The 17,034-nt window shown below is 64.0% G+C and carries 14 protein-coding genes; 5 read left to right on the plus strand and 9 right to left on the minus strand.

Annotated features, from left to right (window positions below; all coding sequences use genetic code 11):
• A partial coding sequence (locus QCE64_RS27675; RefSeq protein WP_309927423.1) for a membrane dipeptidase occupies positions 1-234 on the minus strand: 234 nt, incomplete at its 3' end.
• 513 nt (positions 235-747) lie between these two features.
• On the opposite strand from QCE64_RS27675, the gene QCE64_RS27680 reads away from it, so the two are divergent.
• The gene (locus tag QCE64_RS27680; RefSeq protein ID WP_310007422.1) at positions 748-1,743 is read left to right on the plus strand and encodes a GlxA family transcriptional regulator; all 996 of its coding nucleotides are present in this window, start codon (positions 748-750) and stop codon (positions 1,741-1,743) included.
• A 3-nt stretch (positions 1,744-1,746) separates the two neighbouring features.
• Here the strand turns inward: QCE64_RS27680 and QCE64_RS27685 are convergent, their stop codons facing one another.
• Both QCE64_RS27685 and fdhA read right to left on the minus strand, forming a co-directional pair.
• A complete protein-coding gene (locus QCE64_RS27685) occupies positions 1,747-2,277 on the minus strand; it encodes a GNAT family N-acetyltransferase (RefSeq protein WP_309927427.1) in 531 nt (176 codons plus the stop codon).
• Positions 2,278-2,328: 51 nt separating this feature from the next.
• A complete protein-coding gene (gene fdhA, locus QCE64_RS27690; protein WP_309818915.1) occupies positions 2,329-3,525 on the minus strand; it encodes a formaldehyde dehydrogenase, glutathione-independent in 1,197 nt (398 codons plus the stop codon).
• 239 nt (positions 3,526-3,764) lie between these two features.
• Between fdhA and betI the strand changes: the two genes are divergently transcribed.
• From betI to QCE64_RS27710, 4 genes are all read left to right on the plus strand, one after another.
• Positions 3,765-4,352, plus strand: coding sequence for a transcriptional regulator BetI (betI, locus tag QCE64_RS27695; RefSeq protein WP_310007424.1), 588 nt, complete (start codon positions 3,765-3,767; stop codon positions 4,350-4,352).
• Between the two features lie 26 nt (positions 4,353-4,378).
• Positions 4,379-5,848 carry a betaine-aldehyde dehydrogenase gene (betB, locus tag QCE64_RS27700; protein ID WP_310007426.1) on the plus strand — a complete coding sequence of 490 codons (1,470 nt, stop codon included), beginning with the start codon at positions 4,379-4,381 and terminating at the stop codon, positions 5,846-5,848.
• Between the two features lie 11 nt (positions 5,849-5,859).
• The gene (gene betA / locus QCE64_RS27705; protein WP_310007429.1) at positions 5,860-7,554 is read left to right on the plus strand and encodes a choline dehydrogenase; all 1,695 of its coding nucleotides are present in this window, start codon (positions 5,860-5,862) and stop codon (positions 7,552-7,554) included.
• 127 nt (positions 7,555-7,681) lie between these two features.
• Positions 7,682-9,580 (plus strand): hypothetical protein, encoded by a 1,899-nt coding sequence (locus QCE64_RS27710; RefSeq protein ID WP_310007431.1) that lies wholly within the window; start codon positions 7,682-7,684, stop codon positions 9,578-9,580.
• A gap of 1,518 nt (positions 9,581-11,098) precedes the next feature.
• On the opposite strand, the gene QCE64_RS27715 is transcribed toward QCE64_RS27710, so the two are convergent.
• The 6 genes from QCE64_RS27715 to QCE64_RS27740 are packed head-to-tail and all read right to left on the minus strand — an operon-like array spanning position 11,099 to position 17,010.
• Positions 11,099-11,362 (minus strand): hypothetical protein, encoded by a 264-nt coding sequence (locus QCE64_RS27715; RefSeq protein WP_310007434.1) that lies wholly within the window; start codon positions 11,360-11,362, stop codon positions 11,099-11,101.
• Entirely contained in the window at positions 11,359-11,796 is a 438-nt protein-coding gene (locus QCE64_RS27720; protein ID WP_309818925.1) for a dihydroneopterin aldolase, read from the minus strand. Before QCE64_RS27720 ends, QCE64_RS27715 begins: the two co-directional genes overlap by 4 nt.
• The gene (locus QCE64_RS27725; protein WP_309927438.1) at positions 11,793-12,455 is read right to left on the minus strand and encodes a sarcosine oxidase subunit gamma; all 663 of its coding nucleotides are present in this window, start codon (positions 12,453-12,455) and stop codon (positions 11,793-11,795) included. The genes QCE64_RS27720 and QCE64_RS27725 overlap by 4 nt, the downstream gene beginning before the upstream one ends.
• Positions 12,445-15,447, minus strand: a complete 3,003-nt coding sequence (locus QCE64_RS27730) for a sarcosine oxidase subunit alpha family protein (protein WP_310007436.1) — start codon at positions 15,445-15,447, stop codon at positions 12,445-12,447. The genes QCE64_RS27725 and QCE64_RS27730 overlap by 11 nt, the downstream gene beginning before the upstream one ends.
• Complete coding sequence (locus QCE64_RS27735) at positions 15,444-15,743, minus strand: sarcosine oxidase subunit delta (protein WP_309818931.1); 300 nt, start codon at positions 15,741-15,743, stop codon at positions 15,444-15,446. The genes QCE64_RS27730 and QCE64_RS27735 overlap by 4 nt, the downstream gene beginning before the upstream one ends.
• Positions 15,744-15,765: 22 nt before the next feature.
• On the minus strand, positions 15,766-17,010 hold the full coding sequence (locus QCE64_RS27740) for a sarcosine oxidase subunit beta family protein (RefSeq protein WP_309927440.1): 1,245 nt from the start codon (positions 17,008-17,010) through the stop codon (positions 15,766-15,768).
• Positions 17,011-17,034: the final 24 nt, after the last annotated feature.

A 17,034-nucleotide genomic window follows, 5' to 3' on the forward strand; every position in this document is an offset into this window, starting at 1 on the left:
CGCGCGCAGGATGTCGTCGGTCGTGCGCACGAGCGTCAGGATCTCGCTGTACTCGCGGATCTGCTGCTTCATCTCCGCGATGTTGTCGATGGTCTTCTGAAAGTCTTCCCACACCGAGACGGTGCAGTTGACGGCGGTGACGTTGCCTTTGCGCATGTCCTCGAACACGGAGCGCTCGAACTTCGAGATGTTCAGGCCGTCGATGATGATGCTGTTGTCGTGCAGGGTGCTCATCGTGAATTGCTCCGTGTTGCGCGGTAAATGGGAAAGCGTTCGCACAGCGACGCGAACGGTGTTTCGAAGCGAGGAGTCGGGTTCGACATGAAAGAGTCCGTGGGGTCATCAGGCAGGTCTGGCGCGGCTCGGAGCCGCTTCTCGCCGCCTTCTTTCGTTGCGTCTATTCTTGACTTTTGCCCCGTCGGTCAATTTACGAATTTAGACGTGTTCTTGACGTTTTCCGACATCCACGTCTGTTTTCGACAAGTGGCGAATCAGGATTCGGTGTAGCCCTTCGAACGGCAGTGCTTGCTGCACTGCGACGGGACGATCGTGCGCTGGACCGGTGCGCGCCTTTGTCCGTCAGGCCCTGCGTCAGTGCGCAGGTGCGTTCAAGCATGAGCGATGCCGTGAGCCGCTCAGGGTTTAGCCTGATGGCATGGTAGTTGCGATCGAAACCAAAATTGCAAAGTGGCAAAGCGCCGCGTCTGACGGCGCCAATCAAACAGATTCGAAGGAATCAGTTCTTACATGTCCCCCGATCGCACGGCGTCGCTGTCGCACTTCGCGTTCATGCCGCTTCCCAACTTCACGATGATCGCTTTCACCAATGCGATCGAAGTCCTGCGCATGGCGAACTATCTGACGGGACAGCCGCTGTATCGCTGGTCGATCGTCAGCCCGGACGGCGGCCCGGTGACCGCGAGCAATGGACTGTCCGTCGATACCGGTCCCGTGGATTGCGTCGGCCAACCGGATATTGTGTTCGTGGTCGGCGGCATCGACGTGCAGCGCGCCACCACCAACGAACATCTGTCCGCGCTGCGCCGCTTCGCGCGCACCGGCAGCGTGCTCGGCTCGCTCTGCACCGGCACCTACGCACTCGCCCGCGCCGGGCTGCTTGCCGGCTATGCATGCGCGATCCACTGGGAGAACATGTCGGCGCTCAAGGAAGAGTTCCCCGACACGCGCTTTCTCAAGGAACTGTTCGTCATCGACCGCGACCGCGTGACCTGCACGGGCGGCGTCGCGCCGCTCGACATGATGCTCAACCTCATCGCCGCACGGGTCGGCACGGCGCGCGTGACGCAGATCGCGGAGCAGTTCATCGTCGAACACGTGCGCGATACCAGCGCGCAGCAGCGCATGCCACTGGTGGCGCGGCTCGGATCGGCCAACAAGTCGCTCTTCGAAGTGATCTCGCTGATGGAGAACAACATCGAAGAGCCTTTGTCGCGGGAAGAACTGGCACGGCTCGCCGGCATGTCGCAGCGCCAGTTACAGCGGCTGTTCCGCGAGCATCTCGGCATGACGCCGACGCATTACTATCTGACGCTGCGCCTGCGCCGCGCGCGCGAGCTTCTGCTGCAGACCGACATGTCCATCATGCACATCACGATGGCGTGCGGCTTTCAATCAGCCTGCCACTTTTCGAAAAGCTATCGCGACGCGTTCGGCACCGCGCCAACCCGCGAGCGCCGCAAGCAGGTGCCGCCGCTTTCGTCGGTTTCGGCGATGGTCGCCTGACGTTCAGATGTGCATGCGCAGGCGCGTTTCGCAGACCTCGCAACCGCCTACCCGCTCCGTGCGGAACACGCCATCCAGCGTAAAGCCGAGCGCCTTGTAGAAGCGCAGGCCGCGCGCATTTTCCTCCAGCGCCCAGAGCGTCACCTGCCGATAGCCTTCGCTCGCGGCAGCGTTCACCGCCTCTTCGATCAGCATCCTGCCCGCGCCTTGCCGCCAATGCGGCGGATCGATATAGACCGCCTCGATTTCCGCATCCGTGCGGTTCTTGTCGTAGTCACGCGAGGCGCCCCACGCGATCCAGCCGAGCGTGACGTCGTTGCGCTGCGCCAGCATCACGCGCGGCATGCCGCGCGCGATCAGTTCAGACCATAGCGCCTGGCGCCGCGGCACCGAAAGCGAGGCGAGGAATTCTGCGGGGAAGATGGTCCGGTAAGCGACTTGCCACGCGTTGACGTGGATGCGCGCGATCTCCGCCGCATCGGCAGCAAGCGCGAGGCGGACGGAGAGCGCGGTGCGAAGATAGTCGGCGGTCATACATCGAGTATGCCGCCGTTTCGGCAGGAAAGCTCGAACTGATAAGCCGTCTTATGCGGCCTTCAGCAGCCCATGCGGATCGATGACGAATTTGCGCGGCGCACCACCGTCGAACTTGCGGTAGCCGTCGGGAGCATCATCGAGCGTCACCACTGAAACGTTCACGATGTCCGCAATCGGCAGACGGTCCCACAGGATGGCCTGCATCAGATTGCGGTTGTACTTCATCACCGGCGTCTGGCCCGTATGGAACGAATGCGACTTCGCCCAGCCCAGACCGAAGCGAATGCTCAGGCTGCCCTTTCGCGCGGCGGCGTCCACGGCGCCCGGATCGTCCGTGACATAAAGGCCCGGAATGCCAATCGCGCCCGCCGCCTTGGTGATCTCCATCAGCGAGTTGAGCACCGTGGCCGGCGCTTCGTGGCCGCTGTCCGAGCCATGACCGTGCGCCTCGAAACCCACGCAATCCACCGCGCAATCCACTTCAGGCTTGCCGAGCAGCTGCTCGATCTGCTCGCCGAGCGTCGCGTCCTTCGAGAGATTGATGGTCTCGAAGCCCATCTTGCGCGCATGCGCGAGACGCTCCTCGTTCATGTCGCCGACGATCGTGCACGCCGCGCCCAGGATGCGCGCCGAGGCCGCCGCCGCCATGCCGACCGGACCCGCGCCCGCGATATACACCGTCGAACCCGGACCCACGCCGGCCATCACGGCGCCGTGATAACCCGTCGGAAGAATGTCGGAGAGACAGGTGAGGTCGCGGATCTTGGACATCGCCTGATCCTTGTCGGGAAACTTCAGCAGATTGAAGTCGGCATACGGCACCATCACATACTCGGCCTGCCCGCCAATCCAGCCGCCCATGTCGACATAACCGTATGCGCCGCCCGCGCGCGACGGATTCACGTTCAGGCACACGCCCGTATGCTGAGCCTTGCAGGTCGGGCAACGGCCGCAGGCCACATTGAACGGCACGGAAACCAGGTCGCCGATGGCGAGCGTCTCGACATCGCGGCCCACCTCGATCACTTCGCCCGTGATCTCGTGGCCGAGCACGAGGCCGACCGGGGCAGTCGTGCGGCCCCGCACCATGTGCTGATCCGAGCCGCAGATATTGGTGGTGACGACGCGCAGGATGACGCCGTGGCCGATGTCGCGGCCGCGTGGATCGACCATCTTCGGATAGTCGATGGATTGCACTTCGACCTTGCCCTGCCCCAGATAAACGACACCGCGATTGCTGCTCATTGATCGTCTCCATGTTTCGTGGACGGCTCGCGCGACGTCCGTGCATGCACCTTTGCGGTCCATCGCGCCCGTGCATCGAGGGTAGCGCCGCTTGCACACCGCGACTGTCATTCAATGCGACGCGCGTTTGACTGAATCCGACATCGCCGCCCCGGACCGTTCCTTTCCGGTTTTTATTGATTGACCGTTCAAAATAAAAAACCTACCATCGGCGCACGATACTGACTGGAACGCCTGAGATGCCCAAGCTCGGCATGCGCGAGTTTCGCCGCGCACAATTGATCGACGCCACGCTGCACACCATCGACCAGTCCGGTCTCGCGGGGGCCACGCTGGCCTCCGTCGCGCAGCGCGCCAGCATCTCGACGGGCATCGTGAGCCACTATTTCGGCGACAAGGACGGCCTGCTCGAAGCCACCATGCGCCACGTGCTGCGGGCGCTTTGGCAAGGCACGGCGCGCCGCCGCAAGACGGCGAAGCCCGACCCGCGTTCGAAGTTGCGGGCCGTGGTCGCGGCGAATTTCGACGTCGAACAGGTGAACGGCCCGGTCATGAAAACGTGGCTGGCGTTCTGGTCGGAAAGCATGCACAAGGCCGAGCTGAAGCGGCTGCAACACGTCAACACGCGGCGTCTCCATTCCAATCTTTGCGCGGACTTCTCCCGCGCGCTGCCGAAGCCCGCCGCACGGCGCGCGGCGAGCGGGCTGGCCGCGCTGATCGACGGACTGTGGCTGCGCGGCGCGCTCGCCGGCGAGCCGTTCGACACCAAGGCAGCGCTGCGCCTGGCTTACGACTACATCGATCTCGTGCTGGACGCGCGCGGTTGACCTCATCTCACTTGAAGGAGCGCGACATGTCGGCTTTCGAAGAGCAACGGCTTTACATCGGCGGCGCCTACGTCGATGCAACCAGCGGCGAAACCTTCGACACGCTCGATCCCGCCAACGGCGAGTTGCTCGCCCGCGTACAGCAGGCTTCGCAAGCGGATATCGACCGTGCGGTGCGCAGCGCGCACGAAGGTCAACGTGAATGGGCCGCGCTGACCGCGATGCAGCGCTCGCGCATCCTGCGGCGCGCCGTCGATCTCCTGCGCGCCCGCAACGACGAACTCGCCGCGCTCGAAACGCGCGACACCGGCAAGCCCATTGCGGAGACGCGCGCCGTGGATATCGTCACGGGCGCGGACGTCATCGAGTACTACGCGGGACTGGCCACGGCCATCGAAGGCGAGCAGATTCCCTTGCGCGAGTCGTCGTTCGTCTATACGCGGCGCGAACCGCTCGGCGTGTGCGCGGGCATCGGCGCGTGGAACTATCCCATTCAGATCGCGTGCTGGAAATCCGCGCCCGCGCTCGCGGCGGGCAACGCGATGATCTTCAAGCCGAGCGAAGTCACGCCGCTGAGCGCGTTGAAGCTTGCGGAAATCTATACCGAAGCAGGCGTGCCCACAGGCGTCTTCAACGTCGTGCAGGGCGATGGACGCGTCGGCGCGATGCTGGCGGAACATGCGGGCATCGAGAAGATTTCGTTCACGGGCGGCGTCGAGACCGGCAAGAAGGTCATGGCACGCGCGGGTGGATCGACGCTCAAGGAAGTCACGATGGAACTGGGCGGCAAGTCGCCGCTCATCGTGTTCGACGACGCCCATCTCGAACGCGCGGCGGACATCGCGATGAGCGCCAACTTCTTCAGCTCCGGGCAGGTGTGTACGAACGGCACGCGCGTGTTCGTTCAGCGCGGCGTGATGGAGGCGTTCGAGGCGCTGCTGCTGGAGCGTGTGAAGCGCATCCGCACCGGCGCGCCCGATGATCCGCAGACGAACTTCGGTCCGCTCGCCAGTGCGGCGCAGTTGCAGAAGGTGCTGGGCTTCATCGAGAGCGGCAAACGCGAAGGCGCGCGGCTCATTGCGGGCGGCGCGCGTTTGACCGAGGGCATCTTCGCGCAAGGCCAGTACGTCCAGCCCACCGTCTTCACCGATTGCCGCGACGACATGCGCATCGTGCGCGAGGAAATCTTCGGTCCCGTCATGAGCATCCTTTCATTCGACGACGAAGACGAAGTGATCGCCCGTGCCAACGACACCGACTACGGTCTCGCAGCAGGCGTGGTGACGGAGAATCTGTCGCGCGCGCATCGCGTGATTCATCGGCTGCAGGCGGGTATCTGCTGGATCAACACCTGGGGCGAGTCGCCGGCGGAAATGCCGGTCGGCGGCTACAAGCAGTCCGGGATCGGCCGCGAGAACGGCATCGCCACGCTCAATGCCTACACGCGCATCAAGTCCGTGCAGGTGGAGCTCGGTCCCTATCAGCCCGTGTTTTAAGGAGCTTCACGATGAGCGCGAACGAATACGACTACATCGTCGTCGGCGCGGGATCGGCGGGCAATGTGCTCGCCTCGCGTCTCACCGAGGACGCGGACGTGACCGTGCTGTTGCTGGAAGCGGGCGGCCCCGATCATCGCTTCGACTTCCGCACGCAGATGCCCGCAGCACTGGCTTATCCGTTGCAGGGACGGCGTTACAACTGGGCCTATGAAACCGAGCCTGAGCCGCACATGAACAACCGCCGCATGGAGTGCGGTCGCGGCAAGGGACTGGGCGGGTCGTCGCTCATCAACGGCATGTGCTATATCCGCGGCAACGCGCTCGATTACGACAACTGGGCCTCGATGCCCGGTCTCGACAACTGGAGCTATCTCGACTGCCTGCCCTATTTCCGCAAGGCGGAGACACGCGACATCGGGCCGAATGCGTATCACGGCGGCGACGGCCCCGTACACGTGACGACGAGCAAGCCCGGCAACAACCCGCTCTTTGCCGCGATGGTCGAAGCAGGCGTGCAGGCAGGCTATCCGCGCACCGAAGATCTCAACGGTTATCAGCAGGAAGGCTTCGGTCCGATGGACCGCACCGTGACCGCGAAGGGAAGGCGCGCCAGCACCGCGCGCGGCTATCTGGACCGCGCGAAACCGCGCGGCAATCTCACGATCGTTACGCATGCAACCACCGACCGCGTGCTGTTCTCGGGCAAGCGGGCCACCGGCGTTGCCTATCTGCATCGCGGCGAACGCGTGACCGCGCATGTGCGCCGCGAGGTGCTCGTGTGCAGCGGCGCCATTGCCTCGCCTCAGTTGCTGCAACGCTCGGGCGTTGGACGGCCCGACTGGCTGAAGCCGCTGGAGATTGCCGTGGTGCATGATCTGCCGGGCGTCGGCGAGAATCTTCAGGATCACCTCGAGATGTACATGCAGTACGAATGCAAGGAGCCCGTGTCGCTGTATCCGGCGTTGCACTGGTGGAACCAGCCGGCCATCGGGCTCGAATGGATGTTGAACGGCACGGGCATCGGCGCGAGCAACCAGTTCGAGGCGGGCGGCTTCATCCGCACGCGCGACGACGATCCATGGCCGAACATCCAGTATCACTTCCTGCCTGTCGCGATCAACTACAACGGCTCAAACCCGATCCGCATGCACGGCTTTCAGGCGCACGTCGGCTCGATGCGTTCTCCGAGCCGTGGTCAAGTGAAGATCAAGTCGCGCGATCCGCACGCGCATCCTGGCATCCTGTTCAACTACATGGCCGATCCGCTCGACTGGCGCGAGTTCCGTGACGCCATTCGCATCACCCGCGAAATCATGCGTCAGCCCGCGCTGGAACGATACCGGGGCCGCGAGCTGCATCCGTCCGACGACCTGAAGAGCGACGCGGAACTCGATGCCTTCGTGCGCGCGAAGGCGGAGACCGCGTATCACCCGTCATGCTCGTGCAAGATGGGCTACGACGACATGGCGGTCGTGGATGGCGAAGGCCGCGTGCATGGCATGCAGGGTCTGCGGGTCGTGGATGCGTCGATCATGCCGCAGATCACGACCGGCAATCTCAATGCGCCGACCATCATGCTGGCGGAGAAGATCGCGGATCGCATCCGGGGCGTCGAGCCGCTGGCGCGGGTCGAGACGCCTTACTTCGTGGCGGGCGGAAAACGAGCGCGGGCGGCGCAGGTACTGGATCTGGCCGGACACTGATCGAGCCCGGTGAGGTTCGTCGTACTGCGGTACGACCGGGCTTGATTGGCTACGGTCTTTAATGGAATACGTGAAGGGCGGACGCATCGCTGCTCCCGCCCGACAACTCAAAGCCCGAGAGTGTTCCATGTCAGTCAGTTCCGTCGACAGCCGCCCTGCCGATTCAGCAACGCCCGCCGACTCGTCGGATTCCAGTACGTCGCAGCCCGTTCAACAAGACGCGCCTCAGCCAGAAAAGCCGGACGACAAGGACACAGGCGTCCAGGCCGACCAATCGCACGCGCCATCCATTCCAACTCAGCTCTCGGTCGACCCGCCGACCGACTCCACGCCTGCGCCGGACGCCACGGCGTCCGCACCCACGCCGCCAGCTCCGGAAGCATCCAAGCAGGACGACACCATCCTTCGAGGCGCCACCGCCGACGAACTCGAACGTCTCAACGAGACCTACGATCATGACGACAAAGCCTCTTGGCGCAATCAGGACAACGCCGCCAGCGCGCGCGAACTCAACAGCATCAACATGACGGGCCGTCCGGACTATGCCAAGGCGTTCCAGAATCAGTTGCCGGGCCTTCAGGCGCAGATCGCCGACATGCCCGACGACGCCTTGCGCGAACAGAACCTGGCTCAGCTCTCGATGTTCAGCACGGCTTTCGGGAACGCCGCCGATCCCGGCCAGCGCGCCATCATCGTCAAGCAGTTCGAGTCGTTTCGCCAAGCCGTGTCCGAAGAGCATGACGACACCCAGGCCGATCCCGTCAAGCATGCCGAGTCGATCTTCACGGCGCCCTTCGGCAGCGGCTATCTCGATGCCGACGGCAAGCGCGGCATCGAGCGTCTGGATAATCTGCGCGACAACTTCGAGAGCGCCACCACGTCTGCAGAGCGCGAAACCGCCATGGCCCAGGGCACCGCGCTCAAGCGTGTTCTGCAGTCGAAGATCGCCGACCGTATTTACGACGAGGTCGATGCAGCGAGACTCGCCCGCCAGAAGACCTTCGGCGAGGTGATCAAACGCCTGAACGAGACCTCCGGCATGACCATCTCCGACCCGGGCGACGATTCACCCGCACGGCTGGAGCACTTCGGCGCGATCCTGCAGGACGAGCAGCATGCGCTCGCCTTCACCGAACTGATGAAGATGAGCCCGGAGGGCTTCAGCAAGCTCAGGGAATGGGAGGACCGCACCCGCCGCCGGGACGCCAACGCGGAGCAAGCCGAGCAGAGCCATCTGTTCCATCGCTTCGAGTTGCCGCCTTTCTCCAGCATCTCCGATGTCCTCAAGAACCCGCCCTTGCCCAACGATGACTACGGCAAGAACCTGGTGGCCGGGTATCAATGGGCACAACGCCGGCTCGTGGCCGCGGAACAACGCATCAGCGTGCAAGGCAAGACCGACCTCAATCCGCTGCGCCGCGAATACCTGACCGCTTACTCACCGCCTCCGCCGGAATGGCTGCAGGAGCTCGACGAAGCGTTTTGCCGCCTGACCGTCGGCGCCATGCCGGTGGCGAGCCTGTTCACCAATTCGATCTGCCCGCACACTCATCTGAACGATACCGCTCGAACGTTCATCGATATGGGTGCGGGGGTGCTGGGCACAGCGCTGGGCTACAAGATGCCCGATGTGGACTTCGTCGGTCCGGCAATCAAGGGCGGCATGTCGAAGGCCGGCGCGCTGCTCGACCTGCTGCGCAAGCCCAAGGCTGTAGAAATAGCGGCCCCGGGCGCGGCGGAGGTTGCCCAGGCGGCCTCATCCGCAAAGGCGCCGCCGCTGAGCGACTCAACTCTGCCAGCGCACATATCAACGGCGAGCAGCCTTTGCCCCCGTCCTACAAGTACGACACGCCGATCACCCAATCGACGCCGGGCAGCGCGCCCGGCGTCATGGTCGACCAGCAAGGCCAGAACTTCATCACGATGGACGGTCAACCTTTTGCGGTCAAGTACGACAAGGACAACGGCACTTGGCGCGTCTACGATCGGAACAATCCGTGGCGGCCTTCGTTCCCGGTTCGGGTAAATGAGGAGGGCGTCTGGAAGTCCCATTCGGATACCGGGCTTGTCGGCGGAGCGCCGCGTCTTTCAGCCGAAGAGAAGAAAGCCATCCTGGACGATGTGAGGCAGCATCCCTACTTGACGCAGAGAGAGATAGCCCTCCGGAACGGTGTAAGCAGCGCTACGGTAGGCAGTATTCTGCAAGCGAACGACATGGAACAACGGGGACTCGAGCAGCAATGGCAAGCACGCGTGAACCAGCTCACCCCGGATGTCCGGTCGAGAATCACCGAGTCGCTGGCGGCCCATCCCTATCAATATGCGGAGATCGCCCAACAGTTCGACACCACGCCCGGCGTCGTGAAATGGCTGGCCAAAAACGCGCCGGAAAACCTGTCGTTAAAGACGACCGCTGAAGCGATCAAAACCGAACTCGCCGACTTTCCTGGGCTGGATCATGGGGAGCTGGCCAGAAGGTTCGATGTCACCCGCGAAGAGGTCGACGCCATCGCCGCCCTTCCGGTACAGAGTCCGGCGGGCGGAAATATGGCACGCCCCTTGAACAGAACTGCACGGATGCGGCCGGAAGTCATTCAAATGGTAACGAACTACCTGCAGGCTTATCCCGATGCAAGCTATTCGAACATCGCGGCAAAGCTTGCTGTCAATGCGCAGGCGGTCTCCAGCATTGCAACGGAAGCTGGACTGACGCGCGCGGTGCCCCGTGTGCGCATCTCAAATGCAACGACTGAAGCAATACAGCGCTACATCGCGACACATCCGGCTGCCGGGTCGAACGCCGTTGCCCGGGAGTTCGGCGTTTCAACCTATGCCGTCAGGAAAATCCAACAACGAACTTTGCGGCGGCAAGACCTGCAGCAGGCCGTTGCGACACACCCAACGATCAAGCACCGCGTGGTGCAGGATCTCCGGACGACATCTTTGACGTACGTTGAAATTGCCCGGAAAGAAGGAGCAGACGTCGCCACGGTCATCAAGCTTGCCGAAGCACAGGGATTGAACCGGGCCATGGCCCCTGCCGCCGAAGGCGCGCCACCGCCTGAAGCGGCTCAGGGCGCACCAGCCGCGCCTCCTGCCACCGAAATGGCGCCGCCAGGGCTCACGGAAGCCAACCAGGCCGACATCCGCAGTTTCATGGAGAACTGGGTCAGGCCCGAATACATCGCGCAGATGCTCGGGCTGGACGAAAACCTTGTCTCCCGGTACGTGCAGAACATCGCGCCGAATTACGCGACCACGGGTTACTTCCCTGTCAATCCCGCGCCGGTGGAGCGCAGCGCCCAGTGGTGGCAAGGATCTACATCCGAACAGCCGGGTTCGTCCACGCCATCCACCGCGCCGATGCTGACCCGGCAGGATCAGGAAACCGTCCAGATGCTCATGGGCGACAGCTATCAGTTTCCGCTGCAATCCATCGCGGACTGGATCCAGCGGCCCGTTGAAACGGTGCGAGCCTACATCCAGTCCGTCAACCCGGCGTACTTGCAGGCTCACGATTGATCGAGAGCACGCGACGCCCGCATCACATATCGAACCGTCCACGCGCCGTCGCGGCAATGCTCATCAACGCGTCCACGCTGAGCCGCGCCGCGACCGCCTTCACATAGTCGTGATGCCGGCTTTGCAGCGGCGCATCGAGATACTGGGCATGCAGATAGCGTATCAGCGCGATCCGCCGATGCTTCAGCGCAATGCTTCGGTCAAGCAACGCGAGCGCCGCATCCGCATCGTGCTTCTTGAAGGCACGTGCGGACAGCTGTGCGGCGGCATCGCGCGACGGATTCATGGCGTCGCGAATTCACGCGCAGCGCTACGCAACCGCCACGCCTCATGGTCCGCGCGACGCCAGTCCAGTTCCAGCCCGAGACGTTTCGTGCCCGGGCGGATCTTCGGCTTGTGCAGCGTGAGCGTCAGGGCATCGAGCGCGGGCCATTCATCGAACGAGAGCGCGGCAATCTCCACGGCCAGCGTTTCGAGGAGACGCGTATGCGGCTTCGTCTCGAGAAACGCGCTCACGCGATTACACCACGCTTCGTAGTCGATGAGGCCATCGTCCGATTCATCCGGCATCGCGCGGTAATGCAGGCTCGCATCGATGCAGACAGGCTGCGGCCCTTCATGCTCATGCTCGTAGAGACCGACGCGCGTCTGCACGATCAATTCGTCGACCACGACGCGCCAGCCTCGTCCGCCCATCTCCAGCGGCTCGAACGGCTTCATGAAAGCAGCGGCCCGGCGGCATCGAGCATGATCTTCACGAAGTAGTCCGCGAAGCTGCGGCGCACGATCAGCTCGAAGCGGTCGCCGCCCAGCGGCACCAGCGTCAGCGATGCCTTGAAGAAGTGGCTCTGCGCGCACTGGCCTTCGCCGAACAGCTTCGGATGCAGATCGAGCGGACAGCCGCGCGACAGCACCTCGCGCGTCTTCGGACCATCGATATCGAGCACCGTATAGCCGCTGCCGATATCCACCGCCGCCGAGAACTGGCCGACGAACGCTTCACGCAGCTTCGCTTCGAGCGGCGCGGGACGCGAGGCGTCGTGAGCGGCGTCGGAATGCACGAGCCATTCGTCGGGACCGAGCCACAGCATCGTGTAGCCATTGCCGCGCGCGACGGTGTTCGGCTTCTCGGGCGGCGTACAGCCGAGCACGTTCTGCACGGCCTTCACAAAACTCGCGTCACGCGTATCGCCACGCACGTTCACGAGTTCGAGGAACGGCCGCTCGGTAAGGCGGAATACCTTCGGCGAGCCGCCCTGATGCGCCTTGAGCAGCGCATCGGCGCCGACGAGCGGGGATTCCTGCCAGGTACCGCTCAGTCCTTGTGCGCCGATGGCACGATCGACGACCGCAGCGCCCGTTTTGATCTCATTCAACATGCTGACGTGCTCCTTCGCTGTCGTAGAACACCGAACTGGTGATTTTTGCCTTCACTTGCTTGCCGCTCGCGAGCGGGATCAGGACCGATTCGCCCATCTTGTCGAGTCCGCCCTTCACGACGGCCAGCGCGATCGAACGCTTCAGGATCGGGCTGTAATAGCTCGACGTCACGTGGCCGAGCATCGGCGCGGTGTCGCCCTGGAACGGGCCTGCCACGATCTGCGCGCCTTCCGGCAGCACGTATTGCGGATCGTCGGTCAGCAGGCCGACGAACTGCTTGCGTCCCTGCTTCGCCGTGTCCGAACGCGTCAGCGAACGCTTGCCGATGAAGTCCTTCGACTTCGCGACCAGTCCGCCCATGCCGAGGTCGTAAGGGGTCATCGAGCCGTCCGTATCCTGGCCGACGATGATGTACCCCTTCTCCGCGCGCAGCACGTGCATGGTTTCCGTGCCATACGGCGTGATGTCGAACTCGGCGCCCGCTTCCATCAGCGCTTCCCACACCGCTCGGCCGACGTTCGCCGGCACGTTGACTTCATAGGCGAGCTCGCCCGAGAAGCTGATGCGCATGATGCGCGCCGCCGCGCCCGCCACCGTGCCGTCGCGATAGCTCATGAACGGGAACGCCGCGTTGGCGAAATCCACGTCGTGACAGACCTTCTGCAGCACCTTGCGGCTGTTCGGCCCGACGACAGCAAAGGTCGCCCAATGGTCCGTCACCGACGCGAGCCGCACGCGCATGTCGGGCCATTCGGTCTGCAGCCAGCGTTCGAGCCACGTCAGCACGCGCGCCGCGCCGCCGGTCGTGGTCGTCATCATGTAGTGCTGTTCGCCGAGGCGCACGGTCACGCCGTCGTCGAAGATCATGCCGTTTTCGTCGAGCATCAGGCCGTAGCGGCACTTGCCCACTTCGAGCTTGCTCCACGGGTTCGTGTACATCCAGTTGAGCAGCTTCGCGGCATCCGGACCCTGGATGTCGATCTTGCCGAGCGTCGATGCATCGAGAATGCCCACGCTTTCGCGCGTCGCGAGCGACTCGCGCGCCACGGCCGCGTGCATGTCCTCGCCCGCCTTCGGGTAGTACCACGGACGCTTCCAGTTGCCGACATCCTCGAACATCGCGCCGTTCTCGACGTGCCACTCGTGAATGGCGGTCTTGCGCACCGGATCGAGAAACTCGCCCAGCTCGCGGCCCGCGAACGTGCCGAAGGTCACGGGCGTGTAGTTCGGGCGGAAGGTCGTCGTGCCGGTTTCGGGAATGGTCTTGTTCAGCGCCTGCGCGAGAATCGCCATGCCGTTGATGTTGCCGAGCTTGCCCTGGTCGGTGCCGAAGCCCATCGCCGTATAGCGCTTCACGTGCTCGACCGACTCGAAGCCTTCGCGCGCGGCGAGATAGATGTCCGCTGCGGACACGTCGTTCTGGTAATCGACGAACTGCTTCGGACCGCGCGTCGCCAGCTCCTTGTTGCCGACGATCCACAGCGGCAGCATCGGCGCCTCGACGATCTCGGCCACCTGCACCGGCTGCGGCTTCGCGACGATATGCCCCGCCGCTCGCGCTGCATCCGCGCCCGCCTCGACGCCAAACCGAAGGCCGCGCGCCAGCGAGAACTCGCCCGCGCATGCGCCGACGCTGCTCTCCGCCTGCATCGCCTTGCCCGGCACGAAGCACGCTTTCTCGTCGTGCCAGTGCGCCTTGCCGCCCGACTGCGCGAACAGGTGCAGCACCGGACTCCAGCCGCCCGACATGGCGACCAGATCGCATGACAGCTCTTCCTGCTTTTGCCCGACCTGTCCGTTCGCATAGGCCGCGACTTCCACCGACGCGACGCGCAGCTTGCCGTGCGCGGCCGTGATCACCGCGTTGTTCATCACGCGGATGCCTTGGCGGCGTGCGGCCGCCGGCAGCGTGCCCTTCGATTCGGCCGTGCGCGGATCCACGACGGTCACGGCAGCGCCGGCCGCCTTGAGGTCGAGTGCGCACTGATAGGCGTCGTCGTTGTTGGCGAACACCACCGCGTTGCGGCCCGGCAGCACCGCATAGCGATGCAGATACGTCGACACCGCCGACGCCAGCATGATGCCCGGCAGGTCGTTGTTGCCGAACACGATCGGACGCTCGTGCGCGCCGGTGGCGAGAATCACGCGCTTGGCGCGGACCTTCCACATCAGTTCGCGCGTGCCCTTGCGGGTCGAGACCGGCAGATGCTCGGTCAGACGCTGTGTGATCGTGACGAGGTTGTGGTCCTGATAACCGAACGCCGTGCTGCGCGACAGGATCTTCACGTCGGGCATGCGGCGCAGTTCGGCTTCGACCTTCTGCACCCATTGCAGCGCGGGCTTGCCGTCGATCTCCGCGCGGCACGACAGCAGCGAACCGCCGAGTTCGCGCTGGTCGTCGACCAGGATCACGCGCGCGCCGGACAGCCCCGCCGCATGCGCCGCCGCCAGACCGGACGGACCGCCGCCGATCACGAGCACGTCGCAATGCGCGAAGCACTTGTCGTAGCGGTCGGCATCGAGATGCTTCGGCGCTTCGCCGAGGCCCGCTGCGTCGCGAATCACTTCCTCGTACTTCGGCCAGAACTTGCGCGGCCACATGAAGGTCTTGTAATAGAAGCCCGCCGGAATGAAGCGCGCGATCTTCTGATTGACCGCCATGCGATCGTTCTCGATGCTCGGCTTCGCGTTCACGCTCTTGGCGACGAGCCCCTGATACAGCTCGACTTCCGTGGCGCGCGCGTTCGGCACCGTGTAGGCGCCGGTTTCCAGCTGCACGACGGCATTCGGCTCTTCCACGCCCGCCGTGATGATGCCGCGCGGACGGTGGTACTTCCAGCTGCGCGCGACGAAGCGCTCGCCGCTGGCGAGCAGCGCGGAGGCGAGCGTGTCGCCTTCGTAGCCCTGATAGGTCTTGCCGTTGAACGTGAAGGTCAGCGTAATGGCGCGGTTGATGCGCCCGCCCAGGCCGAGTCGGTCTTTCTGGCTCATTTCGACTGTGCTCCGTTGTCATTCATCACAGCCAGCGGACGGTCGAACGTCTCGTAGCCCTGAATCTCGTAGGAAACCGTATCGCGCTGCACCTTGAACCAGCGGCGGCAGCCTTGTGCGTGCATCCATTGCTCGCGCGCCGTGCCGCGGGGGTTCTTGCGCATGAAGAGGTAGTCGCCCCATTCGCGGTCGGTGAGCTTTTCGGTGTCGAGCGGACGCGCGATGTCCGCTTCGCCGCCGCAGGAGAATTCGGTTTCGGCGCGTGGCCCGCACCAGGGGCATTCGATCAGCAACATGGTTCTTTCCTCAGTGTGCGGGTCAGTGAGCCACGGCAGCCGCGCCGTGTTCGTCGATCAGATGGCCGGTATAGAAACGGTCCAGCGAGAAGGCCGCATTGACCGGATGCGGTTCGTCGCGCGCGATGGTGTGCGCATACGCCCAGCCCGAGCCGGGGGTCGCCTTGAAGCCGCCCGTGCCCCAGCCGCAGTTGAAGTACAGGCCCTTGACGTCGGTCTTGGAGATGATCGGGCAGGCGTCCGGCGAGACATCGACGATGCCGCCCCACTGCCGGTTCATGCGCACGCGCGAGAACACCGGGAACATCTCGACGATCGCCTCCAGCGTGCCTTCGATGATGTGAAAGCTGCCGCGCTGGCCAAAGCCCGTGTACTGGTCCACGCCCGCGCCGATCACGAGATCGCCCTTGTCGGACTGGCTGATGTACGCGTGCACCGCGTTCGACATCACCACCGTGTTCACCACCGGCTTGATCGGCTCGGATACGAGCGCCTGCAACGGATGGCTCTCAAGCGGCAGGCGCACGCCGGCCATGTCGGCCAGCGAGGTCGTGTTGCCCGCTGCAACCACCGCGACCTTCTTCGCCTTGATGAAGCCCTTGGTCGTATCGACGCCCGTCACCTGGTTGCCCTCGCGGCGAATGCCCACGACCTGGCAGTTCTGGATGATGTCCACGCCTGCACGGTCCGCGCCGCGCGCGAAGCCCCAGGCCACGGCATCGTGCCGGGCGACGCCGCCACGCCGTTGAATGGACGCACCCAGCACCGGGTAACGGCTGTTGAGGTTGATGGTCGGCTCGATTTCCTTGATCTGCTGCGGCGTCAGGAACTCGGCATCGACGCCGTTGAGGCGGTTTGCATTCACGCGGCGCTCGGTGTCGCGCACGTCCTGCAGCGTATGCGCCAGGTTCATCACGCCGCGCTGCGAGAACATCACGTTGTAGTTGAGGTCCTGCGAGAGGCCTTCCCAGAGCTTCATCGCCTTTTCGTAAAGCGCGGCGGATTCGTCCCACAGGTAGTTGGAACGCACGATGGTCGTGTTGCGCGCCGTATTGCCGCCGCCGATCCAGCCCTTCTCGAGAATCGCGACATTCGTGATGCCGTGTTCCTTCGCGAGGTAATAAGCGGTCGCGAGACCGTGGCCGCCGCCGCCGACGATCACCACGTCGTATTCGCGCTTCGGCTCCGGACTTCTCCACTGGCGTTCCCAGTTCTCGTGATACGACATGCCGTTGCGCAGCAGGCTGAATATCGAGTAGCGGCTCATGGTGTTTCCTTCTTCGTGCGGGGT

It is taken from the genome of Caballeronia sp. LZ043, from assembly GCF_031451075.1.
Taxonomy (GTDB): Bacteria; Pseudomonadota; Gammaproteobacteria; order Burkholderiales; family Burkholderiaceae; genus Caballeronia.